The sequence below is a fragment of the Paenibacillus sp. FSL R7-0179 genome, from assembly GCF_038002265.1.
Classification (GTDB): domain Bacteria; phylum Bacillota; class Bacilli; order Paenibacillales; family Paenibacillaceae; genus Paenibacillus_AQ.
The window spans coordinates 1,412,880-1,429,769 of the sequence record NZ_JBBOCC010000001.1 but is presented as its reverse complement, the minus strand read 5'-3'; the positions used below and the strand labels follow the sequence as shown (position 1 = coordinate 1,429,769).

General features: G+C 55.1%; 16 protein-coding genes. 6 read left to right on the top strand and 10 right to left on the bottom strand.

The window, feature by feature from the left end:
- Positions 1 to 76: 76 nt before the first annotated feature.
- From MKX63_RS06350 to MKX63_RS06325, 6 genes are all read right to left on the bottom strand, one after another.
- Entirely contained in the window at positions 77 to 943 is an 867-nt protein-coding gene (locus tag MKX63_RS06350) for a DMT family transporter (RefSeq protein WP_341015993.1), read from the bottom strand.
- A complete protein-coding gene (locus MKX63_RS06345) occupies positions 940 to 2,169 on the bottom strand; it encodes a multidrug effflux MFS transporter (protein ID WP_445323480.1) in 1,230 nt (409 codons plus the stop codon). Before MKX63_RS06345 ends, MKX63_RS06350 begins: the two co-directional genes overlap by 4 nt.
- A gap of 621 nt (positions 2,170 to 2,790) precedes the next feature.
- Positions 2,791 to 3,408: an alpha/beta hydrolase gene (locus MKX63_RS06340; protein WP_341015991.1), complete on the bottom strand. Its 618-nt coding sequence runs from the start codon at positions 3,406 to 3,408 to the stop codon at positions 2,791 to 2,793.
- A complete protein-coding gene (locus MKX63_RS06335) occupies positions 3,405 to 4,355 on the bottom strand; it encodes a ring-cleaving dioxygenase (protein ID WP_341015990.1) in 951 nt (316 codons plus the stop codon). Before MKX63_RS06335 ends, MKX63_RS06340 begins: the two co-directional genes overlap by 4 nt.
- Before the next feature lie 98 nt (positions 4,356 to 4,453).
- Positions 4,454 to 4,855 carry a DoxX family protein gene (locus MKX63_RS06330; protein ID WP_341015989.1) on the bottom strand — a complete coding sequence of 134 codons (402 nt, stop codon included), beginning with the start codon at positions 4,853 to 4,855 and terminating at the stop codon, positions 4,454 to 4,456.
- A gap of 146 nt (positions 4,856 to 5,001) precedes the next feature.
- Positions 5,002 to 5,475, bottom strand: coding sequence for a MarR family winged helix-turn-helix transcriptional regulator (locus MKX63_RS06325; protein WP_341015988.1), 474 nt, complete (start codon positions 5,473 to 5,475; stop codon positions 5,002 to 5,004).
- Positions 5,476 to 6,006: 531 nt separating this feature from the next.
- Between MKX63_RS06325 and MKX63_RS06320 the strand changes: the two genes are divergently transcribed.
- The 5 genes from MKX63_RS06320 to MKX63_RS06300 all read left to right on the top strand — a co-directional run bounded on the left by MKX63_RS06320 (position 6,007) and on the right by MKX63_RS06300 (position 10,896).
- A complete protein-coding gene (locus MKX63_RS06320) occupies positions 6,007 to 6,714 on the top strand; it encodes a futalosine hydrolase (protein ID WP_341015987.1) in 708 nt (235 codons plus the stop codon).
- Positions 6,714 to 7,565 (top strand): 1,4-dihydroxy-6-naphthoate synthase, encoded by an 852-nt coding sequence (locus MKX63_RS06315; RefSeq protein WP_341015986.1) that lies wholly within the window; start codon positions 6,714 to 6,716, stop codon positions 7,563 to 7,565. Before MKX63_RS06320 ends, MKX63_RS06315 begins: the two co-directional genes overlap by 1 nt.
- Before the next feature lie 93 nt (positions 7,566 to 7,658).
- Positions 7,659 to 8,483 (top strand): class I SAM-dependent methyltransferase, encoded by an 825-nt coding sequence (locus tag MKX63_RS06310; RefSeq protein WP_341015985.1) that lies wholly within the window; start codon positions 7,659 to 7,661, stop codon positions 8,481 to 8,483.
- Positions 8,484 to 8,737: 254 nt separating this feature from the next.
- Entirely contained in the window at positions 8,738 to 10,111 is a 1,374-nt protein-coding gene (locus MKX63_RS06305) for a helix-turn-helix domain-containing protein (RefSeq protein ID WP_341015984.1), read from the top strand.
- Between the two features lie 110 nt (positions 10,112 to 10,221).
- Positions 10,222 to 10,896 carry a hypothetical protein gene (locus MKX63_RS06300; RefSeq protein ID WP_341015982.1) on the top strand — a complete coding sequence of 225 codons (675 nt, stop codon included), beginning with the start codon at positions 10,222 to 10,224 and terminating at the stop codon, positions 10,894 to 10,896.
- 477 nt (positions 10,897 to 11,373) lie between these two features.
- Here MKX63_RS06300 and MKX63_RS06295 read toward each other — a convergent pair whose 3' ends face one another.
- Genes MKX63_RS06295 through MKX63_RS06280 form a run of 4 tightly spaced genes read right to left on the bottom strand, consistent with a single transcriptional unit; the run spans position 11,374 to position 15,206 of the window.
- Entirely contained in the window at positions 11,374 to 12,447 is a 1,074-nt protein-coding gene (locus MKX63_RS06295; protein ID WP_341015981.1) for an ABC transporter substrate-binding protein, read from the bottom strand.
- Positions 12,444 to 13,289, bottom strand: coding sequence for an ABC transporter permease (locus tag MKX63_RS06290; protein WP_341015980.1), 846 nt, complete (start codon positions 13,287 to 13,289; stop codon positions 12,444 to 12,446). Before MKX63_RS06290 ends, MKX63_RS06295 begins: the two co-directional genes overlap by 4 nt.
- Positions 13,286 to 14,092: an ABC transporter permease gene (locus tag MKX63_RS06285; RefSeq protein WP_341015979.1), complete on the bottom strand. Its 807-nt coding sequence runs from the start codon at positions 14,090 to 14,092 to the stop codon at positions 13,286 to 13,288. Before MKX63_RS06285 ends, MKX63_RS06290 begins: the two co-directional genes overlap by 4 nt.
- Positions 14,082 to 15,206 carry an ABC transporter ATP-binding protein gene (locus tag MKX63_RS06280; RefSeq protein WP_341015978.1) on the bottom strand — a complete coding sequence of 375 codons (1,125 nt, stop codon included), beginning with the start codon at positions 15,204 to 15,206 and terminating at the stop codon, positions 14,082 to 14,084. The genes MKX63_RS06285 and MKX63_RS06280 overlap by 11 nt, the downstream gene beginning before the upstream one ends.
- A 284-nt stretch (positions 15,207 to 15,490) precedes the next feature.
- On the opposite strand from MKX63_RS06280, the gene MKX63_RS06275 reads away from it, so the two are divergent.
- Positions 15,491 to 16,603, top strand: a complete 1,113-nt coding sequence (locus MKX63_RS06275) for an FUSC family protein (RefSeq protein ID WP_341015977.1) — start codon at positions 15,491 to 15,493, stop codon at positions 16,601 to 16,603.
- Positions 16,604 to 16,890 lie beyond the last annotated feature (287 nt).

The following is a 16,890-nucleotide window of genomic DNA, read 5'->3' as shown; positions in this document are numbered from 1 at the left end:
CTTTCACCTCTTCAATATATCCCTTTTCTCTCAACTGAACGTTAAAATGCGCTGAAAGTTTGCTGAAAATCCACTCTTAATCCTTCCGCGCTCTCCGGTTCACCAGCATAACGCTCAGCAGGATAATGACCAGCCCGGCAATGGTGTTGACATAAACCTGCTCCCGCAGGAAGATTACGCCCCATAATAGGCCAAATACAGGCACGAGGAAGGTAACGCTGACGGTCTTGACCGGTCCGACACTGGCAATCAGCCGGAAGTAGAGCAGATACGCCACCGAGGTGCAGATCAGCGACAGGCCGAGGACAGAATACACAGCGGCGGAAGAAGGCAGATGATCCGGGGCAAAAAGCACCGCCAGCGGCAGCAGCACCACACTTGCACCCAGCTGCTGTCCCGCAGCAAGCGCCAGCGGAGAGAGACCGGAGCCTACGCGTGATGCATATAATCCTCCGAACGCATAGCAGAGCGCAGCTCCAAGCGAATAGCCTACGGACAAAAGAACCGTACTGGTCAGCGGGAGCGGGCTCCAGCCGACCAGCACACCCACACCCACCAGACCTATAATCAATCCGGCCGATTTGGCCGCTCCCGGCTTCTCCTTCCGGGTCCCCCACGCCGCCAGTGCCGCGAACATCGGGGTTGTAGCATTCAGAATCGCGGCCAGCGAGGCGCTTAAGTGCAGCTCTGCCATACAGATCAGCGTGAACGGAAGCGCCGCATTAATTGCGCCGAGCAGCAGGAAAGACTTCCAGTGCTTCAGGAGGCCCAGCCTGCGCCTGGTCAGCAGCGCATAGAGCAACAGAGCAGCCCCGGCAATCGTAACGCGCAGCTCTGTTGTGAAGACCGGACCCAGCTCCGGCGAGGCAATCCGCATGAACAGGAAGGAGGCTCCCCAGGCAAAAGCAAGCAGCAGCAGGGTAGCGAAGTCCTTGCGGCTCAAGGCTTGGCCTCTCTTCTGCACAGCAGCAGATAGGACAGAAGCGACAGGAGACCCGCTCCCGCGATGACCAGCGCCATCGGCAGGGCCGAGCCGCTGCCTCCAAGTCCGACCAGCGGAGCCGCGCAGCTCCCCAGCAGCAGGGGAAGCAGACCGAGGAGCGCAGAGGCACTGCCTGCCGTCTCCCCCTGATCCTGCATCGCCAGCGAGAAGCTGGTCGTACCCACCAGGCCTACACTGGAGACCACGGCGAACAGACAGGGCAGAATCAGCGCCAGCCCTCCCCCCGCGAGGAGAGTGACCAGCAGCAGGATGCCGCCTGCGGTGCAGAGAAGAAGGCCGCAGATCAGCAGCTTACGCTCACCCACTCTGGCCGACATCCGCCCGGCAATCTGCCCGGTCAGAATAATACCGAGGCCGTTCACGGCGAAGATCAGGCTGTACATTTGCGGGGATACCCCGTAAATGGTCTGCAGCACAAAGGATGATCCCGAGATATACGCGAACATGCCTGCCATAACAAAGCCCTGGGAGAGCGCGTAGCCCATGAAGCCGGCATTGCCAAGCAGTGTGCGGAAGGTACGCAGGGTTCCTGCCAGTCCGCTGCGTATACGCCGTTCCTTAGGCAGAGTCTCCGGCAGCCGCAGAAGAATGAGCGCCGCGAAGAGCAGCCCGCATACGAACAAGACGATAAATACACCCTTCCAGTCTGTTACCCTCAGCAGCTGTCCCCCGATGACCGGAGCTGCAATCGGTCCCAGTCCGTTGACAATCATCAGCAGCGAGAAGAACTTGGTTAATTCAGAGCCGCTGTACATATCGCGGACCGCCGCGCGGGAGATCACCACCCCTACCGATCCGGCCAGGCCTTGAATGAAGCGCAGCACAATCAGCAGCCCGATGGACGGGCTGAACGCGCAGAGGAGTGAAGACACCGCATAGATAATCATCCCGAACAACAGCGGAATCCGGCGCCCATGCACATCACTGAGCGGGCCGGCTACAAGCTGGCCCGAAGCCAGCCCCAGCAGAAAGAAGGTCAGGGTAAGCTGAATCATGGCGGGGCTGGTATCGAAATAGAGGCCAAGAGCCGGCAGTGCCGGCAGATACATATCAATCGACAGCGGACCAATGGTCGCGATGGCTCCCAGAATCACGGCAAGCTGCAGCCGCTGGCTTCTGGACGGCCCGCTATCAGCCAGGCTTGTCACCGAATTTTGCTTCATCATAAACAGGATACATCCTTTCTTGCCCGTAACTTTCAGTAAGACGGCAGTGCCATTTCTGTTCAGGCCCGTTAATATATTTCTCCATACTACCCGATTACCGCCGGATTGTTCAATGAATTTCTGGTTCAGGCGGGGTGAAGCAGCGGCGGAAGGAGCGGCCCGGCAGGAAAGGATGGATAGATGCGACCTGCCCGTAAATCCTGTACAGAATGCAACAATGTTACTCAATAGAAGCCGTCTGCACGGAAATCCTGCACGATATGCAACATTCACAGCCCAACCTGCACCAGAGCGCCCGAATTCCTGCAAAAGATGCAACAATGTGCCAAAGCCACTAACAAATTTAGAAATATCCTGCAATATCTGCAACATTGTGGCTCGACAAGAGCGACTGTGCACATATCCTGCACAATATGCAACAATCACACCCCAATTAACGCCGAATTTGAGCCACGTACCCGCTTGCCCTCCGCAACTACCCAATGTGTTTGGTTTTCCGCATACGTTTAGTCCACGCACCCCCCACCCAATCTTCACCATACAACAAACAACCGCCTGCGGCAGCCGCCAATGCTCTCTGATCGGCAGGCCCGCAGGCGGTTATTCCGGGTGGAGCTATTGTTATTTCACTGAATCCGCCAGAGCGGCCAGCCAGTCTCTGGCCGCCTCCGCCTCAGCGGCGCTCAGGCGGTGCCCCTGATTGCCCCAGTGTGAGGTAACCTCTGCTCCGGCTCCGCTGAGCAGAGCCTCCAGCTCCCGGGTCTCCTCGGAGCGGATAATCGGATCATTGGTCCCGGCCCCGATAAAGACCGGAACACCCTGCAGCGAAGGAATCGCCAGGCCGCGCAGCGGAACCATGGGGTGCAGCAGCACTGCTGCCCGGAAGAGGGGCCCGTAATGGAAGAGTAGGCTGCCCGCGATGTTCGCACCGTTGGAGTAGCCGACAGCGACCAGATTACCGGCATCGAAGCCATATTTTGCAGCCGCTTCCTCCAGGAACTGCTTCACCTCACGGGTGCGGAAGATCAGATCCTCCTCATCGAAAATCCCCTCCGCCAGCCTCCGGAAAAAGCGGGGCATGCCATTCTCCAGCACGTTGCCGCGGATACCCAGCACAGATGCTCCAGGAGCCAGCAGCCCGGCCAGCGGCAGCAGATCACGCTCATTGCCGCCTGTGCCATGGAATAGAACCAGCGTTGGCTGTGTTACATCCGAGCCTTGCTCAAATACATGAATCATACCTTCTTCACCTCCAGTTCACGGATTTCAAACGGGCTTAAATTGTCTTCAATTGCCGCACGCTGCGGCTCAAACCACGCCGGAAGCATCAGCTTCTGCCCCAGCGCCTCAGGTGCTTCATCACGGGCGAAGCCCGGAGGATCGGTTGCAATCTCGAACAGAATTCCGCCTTCTTCCCGGAAGTAGATGGCATTGAAGTACTGGCGGTCCTGCACCGGGGTCGGCTGGTAGCCGTGGCTCTGAACCCGGCGGCCCCACTCCAGCTGCTCACTGTCATCTGCCGCCCGCCACGCAATATGGTGAACCGTACCTGTACCGCCGCCCCCCTGAGGAACCGGAGTCGCCTTCAGATCAATAATATTGCCGATGTCTCCAGCCGCTCTGTACCGGATATAGCCGTCCCCTTCAGCGATACGCTCCATTCCCAGTGTGCGGGAGAGTGTATCAGCGGTCCGGTCCGGAGCTTTGCTGTAGAGAACAGCTCCTCCGAAGCCTTTTACCGCATGTTCTACCGGAACGCCGCCGAACGACCAGGTGCTCAGCGCACCCTCTTCCCGCTCCACCAGCTCAATCCGCAGTCCGTCAAAATCCGCGAAGGAGAGATACGACTCGCCAATCCGGGTAACCTTAGTCACAGGGATCTGGTAAGCGGCCAGCCGCTGCTCCCAGAATCCGAAAGAGCCGGCCGGTACAGCATAAGTGGTCACACCGACCTGACCGCCGCCGATTCTGCCTTTACGGCCATGAGCCCATGGGAAGAAGGTGATGATTGTACCCGGTGCACCCTGCTCATTGCCGAAGTAGAGGTGATAGACCTCAGGGGCGTCGAAATTGATTGTTTTTTTGACGAGCCGCAGGCCCAGAATTCCGGCATAGAAATCAGCATTACGCTGTGCGTCTCCTACAAAAGCGGTAACATGGTGAATCCCAGCAGTATGCATAGTCATAAGTGAACCCTCCTGGTATATGGTGTAAAGCTAATTTTTATAGAAAGAAAGTGCTAAGGTTGTATACTTTTCAGAATGGCGCCGTCTTGACGTACGTATTAGTTGAAGAACAGGGCGTCCAGTGAAATCGAACCCGCGCCTGTCAGCGCTATACCTACAGCGACCACCAGCACCGTCAATGGAAACTCAATCCCGTTCGCCGTGGACCAGAATCCGTTAGGAGCATGAACCTTCACAATGGCACCGAGCATCGTTGCCGCAATCAGTACCGCAGCCACCGGAGTCAGCAGCCCAAGAGTGAACAGCAGGCCACCGACCAGCTCCATCAGACCTGCCAGCACCGCCATACGCACGCCCGGCTTAATACCAATCGACTCCATCCAGCCGCCTGTTCCCTTAGGCCCATATCCGCCGAACCAGCCGAACAGCTTCTGTGCACCATGCCCGATGAACGCTACACCAATCACCAATCTCATCAACAATAAACCTACACTAACCATTTTAAACACTCTCCATTCTCTTGTTTTTAATTATCTTAACGTTAAGATATTGGCTAAAAAAATTGCTGCTCGACTATTCTCTCCAGTAGTACAGTGTACTAGCACGCAGACAACCTTACCGCCGCTGAGCTGCGACGTACTCACCTCTATACGCCCTTGCCCAGCTTCTTCAGCAGCCGTGTAGCCTGAGCCTTCTCTTCGCTGTCCAATCCGCCCATCAGGCTATGAATAGAATCGACATGCTGCGGAAAAATATGATCGAACAGCTCACGCCCCGACTCTGTAATCTCGGCATACGTAACCCGGCGGTCATCCTCGCAAGGAACGCGCTTCAGCAGTCCCCGCTTCTCCAGCTTGTCGATATTGTAGGTGATGCTGCCGCTGGTGACCAGAATCTTCTCGCCAATCTGCTGAAGCGGAATCCGGTTTCTATGATACAGCACCTCCAGCACCATGAACTCCGCCGAGGCCAGCCCGTGACTCTTCATATCCTTCACCGCCTGATCCATCAGGCTCTTATATGCCTTCGACAGAACGACGAACAGCTTCAGCGATGCTGCCTGCTCTTGTTCCTGAGCAGTATCTGCTTCTGTTCCTGCTGTCTTATTCTTGCTGCTCATTAGGTGCACCTCCTGTCCGGCTGTGTTTGTCTTTAAGTTAATTATCTTTAAGTTAAGATAAATATACGGTATCGGGAGCAGTCTGTCAAGTGTATTAGGTGAATTAATTATCATTCCACCCGCCCTGGCCTTTGCAACAAATACTCTACCTTCATGCTTCCGCAAATACTCTACCTTCGCGCTGCCGCAAATACTCCCCACAACCTGCGCAACAATCACCTCCTCTAACTCCCGCAACAAACAAGTGGAAAGCCGTATCTTAATTTTTCTGTTTCCTTAAATTGTAAGGAAGCAAGTGGAAAATCTACATCTAATAGAGCTGAATACCGCCGCTTTGGATGAATCACCCTTAATGAAGTGCCTTTTATCCATCTGCTGTTTTAGCAGGGTTTATTCACTCATCAGCAAGTGGACAAAATCCATCTATCTCCCGCCCCCGCATATTTGACCTGCCCTTCAAAACGGCGTAGACTTTCAAAAGGTGAGTATGAACTGAGGAATATAAATAATATCTATAGAAGGAGGCTGATTATGGAATCGAAGGATCATCATCAATCCGGGACCGCCGCGCGCAGTGCTGCGGCGGAGGAAGCCGCCGCGCCGCGCGTGCTGATCGTGACCGCCGTCGCGGCTGAGCGCGATGCGGTCCTGCGCGGCCTGGCCGGAAGCCGCCGCTTCGACGTTATCGCAGCGGGTGCCGGCACCGCTGCGGCAGCGGCGGGCACCGCCGCCGCCCTGGCAGCCGGCTCGTACGGCTGCGCCGTCAGCGCCGGGATCGGCGGCGGCTTCGCGGGACGCGCGCCCGTAGGCTCGCTGGTCGTAGCCAGCGAGATGCGGGACGCGGCCCTCGGCGCAGAGACGCCGGAGGGCTTCCGCAGCGCTGCCGAGCTGGGCTTCGGCAGCGTGTCCGTGCCTGCACCGGGCGCTGCGGTGCAGGCCCTTGCGGCCGCGCTGGCAGCGGCCGGCCTTACGGTAAGCACGGGCACCGTGCTTACCGTGTCCACCGCGACCGGCACCGCCGGGACGGCCGCGGCTCTGGCCGCGCGCCATCCGGAGGCGGCGGCGGAGGCGATGGAAGGCCACGGGGTCGCCGTGGCCGCCCAGGCGCTGGGGATCGCGGCGCTGGAGGTGCGCGCGATCTCGAACCCGGTCGGCCCGCGCGACCGGGCCGCGTGGAAGATCAATGAAGCGCTGGACGCTCTGGCAGCGGCGGCGGCTATTTTACGGGAGGTGCTGTAATGACTCAAGAGCTTCATATTGCTTATTCCCCTTGTCCGAACGATACCTTTGTCTTTCATGCCTGGGCGCATGGCCTTGTGCCTGACGCTCCCCGGCTCAATGTGACTTTTGCCGATATCGATATTACGAACGGGCTTGCCGCAGACGGCACCGGGCCTGAGGTACTCAAAATCTCCTACGCCGCACTCCCCTGGGTGCTGGACAAGTACAAGCTGCTCCCTTGCGGCGGTGCACTGGGACGGGGCTGCGGCCCGCTGGTGCTGACCCGCAAAGGCACAGGTGCTATCAAGCATCCGCGCGAGCTGTCCGGCCGCAGAATTGCTGTACCGAGCGAACGCTCTACGGCATACCTGCTGTTCCGGCTTTGGGTAGCGCAGCAGGTGCAGGACGGTCCGGCCGAGATCATCGTTATGCCTTTTGATGAGATCATGCCTGCCGTGCAGAAGGGAGAGATCGATGCAGGACTCGTCATCCACGAAGCCCGCTTCACTTACCCCTCCTACAATCTCAATCTGCTGACTGACCTCGGCAGCTGGTGGGAGAGCGATACCGGCCTGCCCATTCCGCTTGGTGCGATTATTGCCCGCCGTGATCTGGACCATGAGGCCATCAGCGGCTGGATTCGCAGCTCGCTCCAGTATGCCTGGGATCACCCTCTGGACTGCCAGGAGTATGTGCTGAGCCATGCCCAGGAGCTGTCGCCGGAAGTCGCCAAGTCCCATATTGACCTCTATGTCAACGGATTCACGATGAATCTGGGTGAGGATGGCTATGCAGCCATCTCTGCACTATTGACCCGGGCGGCTGCCGAAGGGCTTGTGCCTGCGGTTGATCCGGAGCTTTTGCGTTAACAGGGGGAGCTTCATGGCCCTCCGTTCCTTTTGAACAGCAGCCATGACTAACTTATCCTACACTTTGCTACCTATAGCGAGGAGGCCGTTCCTATGATTCCTTCAGGCAACAGCAAGGCTAATATCGACCGTTTTCTAGGGTACCAAAATGACTACGACCGTTACCGGCCGGAAGCCCCGCCGATGATTATTGAACTGCTGACCAGTTATCTGGGCCGCCGTCCTAGCCAGGTTGCAGATATTGGCTGCGGCACCGGCCTGTCCACCTTCCTATGGAAGGATGCCGCTGATGCGGTAACCGGTGTAGAGCCTAATCCCGATATGCTCAGCAAGGCACAGGAGAAGCTGCGTCTTCTCGGCAGTGAAGCGGATAACCTGTCCTTTATCCCAGGTTACTCGAACCAGCTTCCTTTCGATACGGAGAGTGTGGACATCATCACCTGCTCGCAGTCGTTCCACTGGATGGACCCGGACAGCACCCTTAAGGAGATCGCCCGTTGTCTGCGGCCAGGCGGAGTCTTCGCAGCTTATGACTGCGATTGGCCCCTGGTGCTGCAGCCTTCCATTGAAGCCCGGTACAACCGGATGATTGCCGCTTCAGACACCCTGCTTGCGGAGCTTCAGACCGGTGCAGATCAGGCCAGCAAATGGGACAAGGAAGGACATCTGGGCCGGATCAAAGCCAGCGGATGGTTTACGTACGCGCGCGAGATTGTTTTTCACAATACAGAATCTTGCGATGCACAGCGCTACATCGGGCTGGCCCTCAGCCAGGGCGGTGTCCAGTCCCTCCTGAAGCTTAGCCCGTTCTCACTTGAGCAGGATATTGCCGAATTCTCGGCAGAGGTAGAAGCATTCTTTCAGGGCCGGACCTTACAGGTGCCGATTAGCTACCGGATGCGGACCGCTGTGAAGTGACCATACCAGTTAGCACCCGAGCTCTTGTCTGATAGTACAAGCTGAATCAAAAACGGCCCCGGTTATTCCCGCAAGGGAACCGGGGCGTTTCAATGTGTCACGGTAAGCTTAACCAGAGATATGATTCCAATCTCCCCTTTCCTTTGTTCACCGTATCTACTAATCCGCTCTATTGACCATTGGAATATTATCACATATTATTACACCAATGAATTAAAAATCTATTTACTGGGATTAGGTCAGGTGGTGTTTGTATGAAGTCCACAACCACGATTCGCGATCAGGTAACCAAATATTTGTCCAATCAGGGCCTGTCCATTAATCAGTTTGCCATCTCTTCAGGAATTAATTCCGGCACGCTCAGCCGTGTCATTAAAGACCGGCAGCCGATTGCCATGGATCATCTGGAGCGCATTACCCGGGGCATGGGCCTGCCGGAGGACTACTTCTATAGCTTATATGTGGACGAATGCTTTCACCATTCGGCTCCTACCTGGCGGCGTTTGCGGCCATTTCTTGTGCGTTCAGCGGCACTCGGCCGTCTCGATTGTGTTGAACAGGTCGTTCTGAACCTGCTGGAGAATCTGGTCTATGCCCCTATGCTATTCGAGGTTGCAGAAGGACTGTTCGAGCAGGGATTGTGGCACGCAGCAGCATTATTGTATGAGAATGTGAGTACCAGTGAGAAATATCAGAATTCCGAACGGCTGGCCGTATGCCAATACCGCTTGTTCCGGATTGGCCTCGGTGATGACCAGAGCAGTAATCTGCGGGTAGCCATCCTGTTCGAGTGCTTCATCGACCGGCTGAATGAGGCGGATCAGCTGGACGGATTGAAAGACCTGCTGGATGTCTACTACTCTCTGCAAAAGTGGTCCAAGGTCAACGAGCTTGCTGAGAAAATGCTCCAATTGGCCACCCTCCGTTACAATCTCCAGCTCCGGTCAAAACGTAAACCGGACAATGAAAGATTGCCTTCAAGTCCGCTGTATTTATATATTCTAAATGCTCGGCTTTTAATCTCGAGCATTTATATGGAATATGGGGATTACAAATCTGCGATTGAGCATGTCCCTCACTATATGGATGGTAGCTGGATACAAGAGAAGGATGATGAAGCAGCTCGGACATTAGCACAGTTCAGGGAGTGGGGGAAGGCAAATATCTTCCTATATCGTCTGCTTGATGGACAGCTAGAGGTATTATCTGATTATGTGGAGTATATCTCTAAGCAGCCAGACGAGATATTTACAGCTATGTACCATATTGTTAAGTCAGCGAACCGGTATGATTGGAATGTGGATGATATTCTGGAACGCTTCTCTGAGCACATCCCATACCGAACTTATAAATCGGTATTTGGAGAATATAACCAGCAAGTTATGGCAGACAAGCATACCCGCTTTCTTGCTGAATTAGCAGCCTATTACCTCCACAATAAGTATTATGAGAAGTTTACGAATGTACTGCGAAACCTGGAATCCTCCGCTAAAATCAACAACGAGAGTATAGCCATTACTTGTGTGGATCTATTTGAACAATACAGGTATACAGCAGGAGAAGAAGAAATGGAGAAATACAAACTTTTAATTAGAACAGCACGAAATTTAAAAGCAACAGCGTTCTAGCTTCCTCCCAGCATTTACTTTATACTTAACATCAGCGAGACGAAGAACGTCCCGGTTGCCCTTTGTGGGGAAGCCGGGGCGTTTTCTATTTTCCGGAGAGGATGAGGAGCATGACTTTTGAAGAAGCACATGAACAGTTTATCAGCGGACACTTGACTAGCAGACCTGAGGGGGAACGAAGAGCACGCTTGGAAAGGGGGCATCGGCATGCCGAGGTACTGTTCCTGAAGAATGTATGGTGGCCTTTGCGGGGACATTTTACCGGACTTCACCCGGAGTATGAGGTCATGGATTGGCGGGGGAGATCTTATTTTGCCGACTTCGCCTGGTTACCGGGGTACGTGAAGCTGCTGATCGAAATCAAAGGCTATGCTTCGCATGTCCGCGATATGGACCGCAACAAATACTGCGGCGAACTGAACCGCGAAACCTTCCTCTATGCCATGGGTTATCATGTGATTTCCTTCGCATACGATGATGTTGAACAGCGGCCCGAGCTCTGCATGACGTTGCTGCGGATGGTTCTGGGCAAATATCAGCCTGCCGAAGCCCCGGTATCACGTATACGGCTATTGGAGCAAGAAGTGATCCGGTTAACCCTTCATCTGGCCCGGCCGATCCGCCCGCAGGATGTGAAGCAGCATTTCTCCATCGATTACAGAACCGCCGTCCGGACGTTACGAAGTCTCTCTGACAAAGGCTGGCTTCTCCCGGTTGCCACCAACCAGCAGCAACGCATCGCCCGGTATGAGCTGAACCACGGAGTGCTGGAATATTTCAATTAGCCTTCGGCAAATAATTGGAAAAGTGCATCTTAATTTCGCTATTCCCAAGCAATACCCAACAACAAGTGGAAAAACAGCAACTGCTGCTCCTGGTTTTGCCGCTATGGGGCGATCCGGGGAAATATAAGTGCTGTTTTTCCAACTCTCTCCCCCACAACCCCTTAATACTCATCAGTAGGTGGACAAAATCCATCTGTTACCCGTTTCCGCAGCATTATCACCCGATTCCACCAACATAGATTACTCCACAAACATCGGCAACACCCGTTCTTATCCTCTACCAAACCATCAGCCGCCAGTACCCCACTCCTTCAATCCTAGTTAGTCCCCATTCCTCCACGCCGTTATAGTCCCGCTCTTATCCCCTATGCAACTCCCGCCACCTACTTCCACCTTACCCCCTGGCAAGCAAAAGCCCCCCGCCTACGCAATACGCGCATGCAGGGGGCTTCTGTACTCTTCCGGCGCTTACGCCGGCTACTTCTTATTCATCTTAAACATCAGGAACAGCTCATTATAATGGGCAAGCATCCGCTTGCCGAGGTTGTCGTAGACCTCCAGCCGGTCGGTGATCTCGGCGGGCGGATAGAAGCGCTCATCGCCGGAGATGTCCTCCGGCAGCAGCTTCAGGCCGGGAACGTTCGGCGTGGAATAGCCGACGTATTCCGCATTCTGTGCGGCGACTTCCGGCCGCAGCATGAAGTTGATGAACTTATGCGCGCCCTCGACATTGCCTGCGGTGCGCGGAATGACCATATTGTCGAACCATTTGTTCGAGCCTTCCTCCGGCACGACGAAGTCCAGCTTGTCGTTGTCATCCATGATCTCCGAAGCGTCGCCGGACCAGACGATGCCGACCGCCGCTTCTTCGTTGGCGAGCAGCATTTTGACCTCGTCACCTACAATGGCCTTCACATTCGGGGACAGCTTGTTCAGCTTGGCGAGCGCCTCCTGCAAATGCTCCTCCTTCGTGTCGTTGACGGAGTAGTGCAGGCTGTTCAGCGCCATACCCATGACCTCACGGGCTCCGTCCACGAGGAAGATGTTATTCTTCAGCCGCTTGTCCCACAGGGAATCCCAGCTGCTGAAATCAATCCCCTTCGTCATATCGGGGTTAAAGATGATCCCCACCGTCCCCCAGAAATAAGGGACCGAATACTTGTTACCCGGATCGAAGGACAGATTCATGAACTTGGAATCGATGTTAGTCAGATTCGGCAGCTTGCTGTGATCCAGCGGCAGCAGCAGATTCTCTTCCCGCATCTTGGCGATCGCATAGTCAGACGGGATGACGACATCGAAGATCGTGCCGCCCTGCTCGACCTTGGTCAGCATCGCTTCATTGGAATCAAATGTCTGGTAGATGACCGTAATTCCGGTCTCCTCCTGGAACTGCTTCAGCAGATCGGGGTCCACATAGTCGCCCCAGTTATAGATCGTCAGCGTATTGCCGCCCGAGTAACCCTGGGCTGAGTTCAGCCGGGAGGCCAGGAACATCAGCCCGAAGGCGACGATCAGAATCGCCAGGAACGTATTGACTAGCTGCTTCATCTAGGCACCCCCGCTTCTGCTACCGGCTCGGCAATCTGTACCGGCGGGCGGCTCTTACGCTGGTTCAGGTAGTAATAACCGATGACCAGCAGAATCGTGAAGAGGAAAATCAGTGTCGACAGCGCGTTAATCGACAACGAGACCCCTTGCCGGGCGCGGGAATAGATCTCCACCGACAGGGTGGAATAGCCGTTGCCCGTGACGAAGAAGGTGACCGCGAAATCATCCAGGGAATAGGTCAGGGCCATGAAGAACCCGCTGAAGATTCCCGGCTTGATAATCGGCAGAATGACCTTCGTGAGCACATCCCGGCGCGTAGCCCCGAGGTCGCGGGCGGCATCCGTCAGGGTCGGGCTCATCTCCTGCAAATGCGGCAGGATCATAATGACCGCAATCGGAATACTGAACGCCACATGTGAGAGCAGCACGGAGGTGAAGCCCAGCTTGATCCCCACAATCGTGAACAGGATCAGGAAGGAGGCTCCGATAATGACATCCGGGCTGACAATCAGCACATTGTTCAGCGAGAGCAGCGTGTTCTTCGCCCGGCGGCTGCGGACATGGTGAATCGCCAGCGCACCGATCACCGCTATGATGGTCGCAATAGCCGATGACAGGAGGGCAATGACCAATGTGTTAATCACAATAATCATCAGCCGGGTATCCGCAACCACTTCACGGTAATAATCCAGCGTGAAGCCTTCGAACTTGTGCATGGTGCCGCCGCTGTTGAACGAGTAGTACATCAGATAGAAGATCGGCGCGTACAGCACCAGGAAGACCAGCACCAGATAGATATTGGCGATGCCGTTCTGGTTCTTAACCCTGCGTTTGTTCTTCATCCGCGCCCCCCCTTCCGCGAGCCGCCGGTCAGAATCATGAACAGCGCCATAATCGCGATCAGGAACACCGCAACGGTCGAGCCCATCCCCCAGTCCTGTGTGACCAGGAAATGCTGCTCAATCGCGGTGCCGAGCGTAATCACCCGGTTCCCGGCAATCAGACGCGTAATCATGAACAGTGACAGCGCCGGAATGAACACCGCCATACAGCCGGAGCGTACACCCGAGATCGTCAGCGGAAAAACCACCCGCCGGAACGTCGTCCATCCCGATGCACCCAGATCGCGCGCGGCATCCACCAGTGACAGATTCATCTCATCCAGAGCACTGAAGATCGGCAGAATCATGAATGGAATGAAAATGTAGACCGACACAAACACAAAGCTGAAGCCCGTGAACAGAATCTGCTGCTCGCCCAGACCCACCAAATCAAAGAAGTTATTGACCGGGCCGAAGGTGCCGAAGATCCCGATGAAAGCATACGTCTTGAGCAGCAGGTTGATCCAGGTCGGCAGAATAATCAGCAGCAGCCACAGCTGCTTGTGCTTGGTGCGCGTCAGCAGATAAGCGGCCGGATAGGCCACCAGGAGCGAGAACACCGTGATCAGAAAAGCGTACCAGAACGAATTCAGCATCATTCTCATATAGACCGGTTTGAAGAAATTGACGTAGTTATTCAGCGTCAGCTTCCCCTCCAGATCGAACAGGGAATAATAGACCACCAGCAGCACCGGCGCAATGACAAACAGCGCGATCCACAGATAGTACGGGATGAGATAATACGACTTGCCCTTAGTCATCATGGCTCTCCACCTCGGCGTAAGCCTCCAGCCGCTTGTCGAACTCTTCCTCCGTTTCACCGAAACGCATAACATGGATTGCTTCCGGGTCAAAATACAGCCCGATCTCGGAGCCAACCTCCGCCTTACGGGTGGAATGCACGAGCCATTCATGGCCCGATCCGTCATAGCAGCTGATCTCGTAGTGAACCCCGCGGAACAGCTGGGAATCCACCCGCACCTTCAGCTTGCCCGCTTCCAGGGTGGCAATCTCCAGATCCTCAGGGCGGATCACAACCTCCACCGCTTCATTTGGCCGCAGACCGGCATCGACACACTCGAACCGGTGGCCGTTAAATTCCACGACATAGTCCTCAATCATCACACCCGGCACGATGTTCGACTCTCCGATGAAATCGGCCACGAACCGGTTAATCGGTTCATCGTAGATATCATTAGGCGTGCCGCTCTGCTCAATTTTGCCGCCGTTCATGACGAAGATCCAGTCGGACATCGCCAGCGCTTCTTCCTGGTCATGGGTGACGAAGATGAAGGTGATGCCCAGCCGCTGCTGCATCTCCCGCAGAATATACTGCATCTCGGTGCGCAGCTTCAGATCAAGCGCAGACAGAGGCTCATCCAGCAGCAGTACCTGCGGCTCGTTGACAATGGCGCGCGCAATGGCGACACGCTGTCTCTGCCCGCCGGACATTTCATTAATGGCCCGCTGATCATAGCCGACCAGGTTGACGAAGCGCAGCGCTTCCTGCACCTTTTGCTGAATCACATCCTTCTTCAGCTTCTTGATGCGCAGTCCAAACGCCACATTCTCGAATACGTTCAGATGCGGAAACAGCGCATAGTCCTGAAATACCGTATTGACCTGCCGCTCATTGGCGGGAATGTGGTTGATTTTTTTGCCGTTCAGATAGATCGAACCTTCAGTCGGCTCCGCGAAGCCGGCGATTAGACGCAGAATGGTCGTTTTTCCGCAGCCCGAAGGGCCCAGCAGCGTGTAGAATTTACCGCGTTCAATTTCGAAGCTCACGCCTTTGAGTACAGCCTCTTCGTCGTCGTATTGCTTAATCACCTGGTCAAAAGAAATAATAGTGCCTTCCGGGGTAGCTATAGCTAACAACCTCCCTTACTTATGTAGTACAACCTATTTTACCCGCTTCTTGCGGGAGACAATCCGGCAGCGGCATGCCCAGCACGGATAAGCGACAATTCCTGCCCTCGTTCGACAGACTTCAATATATATAGCATAAAGGAATCCTGCAATATATGCGATAGCTTACATTGTGAAATCACGCACAAAAACTTAACAAGTTCGTAAAATCTTGCCCGCCTCCGGCCTGTTTTGAGGTGCTATAATGAAAACGGATGAAAACCATAAAATTTTTCCTATTTACATGAAAGAAGATGACAACCATGAACGAGGGCTTACAGGAGCGCCTTGAAAAGTTCGGATTATCCTTATATATGATACGGATTACGCTCGCCGCTTCGCTCTCGTGGCTGGCCGTGCACATTATCTACGGGGACCATTACCTGTACTTCGCACCGCTGGCGGCGATTCTGATTACCCAGAGCAGTGTCAAGGCCTCCCTTGAAAAAGGCGTCTACCGCATGACCGGTGTGGTCCTTGGCGGCATCGTCAGCCTGATCGTAGGCAAGTTCTTCGATGTGGGCGCGCTGTCGATTCTGCTGATGCTGCTGATTGGCATTGGGGTGGCTACCGCCTGCCGGATTAATATCCAGGCCGTCTCCCAGGTCGGTGTCACCTCGGTGCTTGCACTCACCTTCTATCATGAGGGGTATATCGTCTGGAGAGTCGCCGAGACGCTGATCGGCGTGCTGATTGCCCTGATCATCAATATGATTATCGTGCCGCCCAAGAGCTTCGTCAAGGTCAAGGACCTGGCGCTGAAGGGCAGCCTGACCTTATCCGATGCTTTAACCGGATTCGCTGCAAGCGGCCGTGATGCTGCACAGGCCCAGGCTGCTCTTGAGCGCTCCGGCGAGCTGCTGAAGAAGAGCGACCGGCTGCAGAAGGAGATGCATTACACGCTGTCTCATTACCAGTGCCGCAAGGACATTGGCAAGCTGACACAGTCGACCACCCATCTCATCAAGGTTCACTCCTATGTCAAAGCCATAAGCGAAGAGATCGCCCTGCTGCCGGCCCATTATGCCGCCGCTGATTGGATGCTGGAGGTTGTAACCGCAACGGCAGACTGTATCGCCCTGTACGGCACACGGACGCTATCGGATGCCGAATGCAGCGGACGTTCACTTCAGGAGAGTCTGAGAAGAGCCCGCGATGTGCAGCTCGCCTGGTTCTCGCAGCTGCAGGATCAGTGCCCGCTGGCGGCCTTCCGTGATCTCGGTGCGGTATTCTCCCACCTGAACCGGATTCTTGAAGAGATTGAACGCGCCGATTACGCGGCCCTTTCCACCGCACCACAGCATGTCAAGGCACAGCCTGCACGCGCCATTCAATTCATACAAAAAGGACTCTTCCACAAGCTATAAGCTTGGAAGGGTCCTTTTTTTGTTGTGTCCGGGTAGTCCTGCACCTGGCTGGGTCGTCCTGCACCTACCCGTCTCTCCAGCTCCTCGCCGGAACATTTACCGTCTTGATGCAGAGCGTTGCAGTTGAGTTACCTTGCTGGTAGGATAGTGCGCGCGGATGGCGTGGATGGTATGGTGGCTTGGTTAGCTTGGTTAGCTTGGTTCACTTGAGTAGCCTGTGGCATACACAGGCGTCAGCACGTAAAGTACAGTTGGAAAAATGACACTTAAATCAGCCGAATCAACCG

What these genes read in the sequence shown, in the direction of transcription:
- MKX63_RS06345 (WP_445323480.1), bottom strand. Translation starts at nt 2,169, where the DNA reads ATGATGAAGCAAAATTCGGTGACAAGCCTGGCTGATAGCGGGCCGTCC.
- MKX63_RS06340 (WP_341015991.1), bottom strand. Translation starts at nt 3,408, where the DNA reads ATGATTCATGTATTTGAGCAAGGCTCGGATGTAACACAGCCAACGCTG.
- MKX63_RS06335 (WP_341015990.1), bottom strand. Translation starts at nt 4,355, where the DNA reads ATGACTATGCATACTGCTGGGATTCACCATGTTACCGCTTTTGTAGGA.
- MKX63_RS06330 (WP_341015989.1), bottom strand. Translation starts at nt 4,855, where the DNA reads ATGGTTAGTGTAGGTTTATTGTTGATGAGATTGGTGATTGGTGTAGCG.
- MKX63_RS06325 (WP_341015988.1), bottom strand. Translation starts at nt 5,475, where the DNA reads ATGAGCAGCAAGAATAAGACAGCAGGAACAGAAGCAGATACTGCTCAG.
- MKX63_RS06320 (WP_341015987.1), top strand. Translation starts at nt 6,007, where the DNA reads ATGGAATCGAAGGATCATCATCAATCCGGGACCGCCGCGCGCAGTGCT.
- MKX63_RS06315 (WP_341015986.1), top strand. Translation starts at nt 6,714, where the DNA reads ATGACTCAAGAGCTTCATATTGCTTATTCCCCTTGTCCGAACGATACC.
- MKX63_RS06310 (WP_341015985.1), top strand. Translation starts at nt 7,659, where the DNA reads ATGATTCCTTCAGGCAACAGCAAGGCTAATATCGACCGTTTTCTAGGG.
- MKX63_RS06305 (WP_341015984.1), top strand. Translation starts at nt 8,738, where the DNA reads ATGAAGTCCACAACCACGATTCGCGATCAGGTAACCAAATATTTGTCC.
- MKX63_RS06300 (WP_341015982.1), top strand. Translation starts at nt 10,222, where the DNA reads ATGACTTTTGAAGAAGCACATGAACAGTTTATCAGCGGACACTTGACT.
- MKX63_RS06295 (WP_341015981.1), bottom strand. Translation starts at nt 12,447, where the DNA reads ATGAAGCAGCTAGTCAATACGTTCCTGGCGATTCTGATCGTCGCCTTC.
- MKX63_RS06290 (WP_341015980.1), bottom strand. Translation starts at nt 13,289, where the DNA reads ATGAAGAACAAACGCAGGGTTAAGAACCAGAACGGCATCGCCAATATC.
- MKX63_RS06285 (WP_341015979.1), bottom strand. Translation starts at nt 14,092, where the DNA reads ATGATGACTAAGGGCAAGTCGTATTATCTCATCCCGTACTATCTGTGG.
- MKX63_RS06275 (WP_341015977.1), top strand. Translation starts at nt 15,491, where the DNA reads ATGACAACCATGAACGAGGGCTTACAGGAGCGCCTTGAAAAGTTCGGA.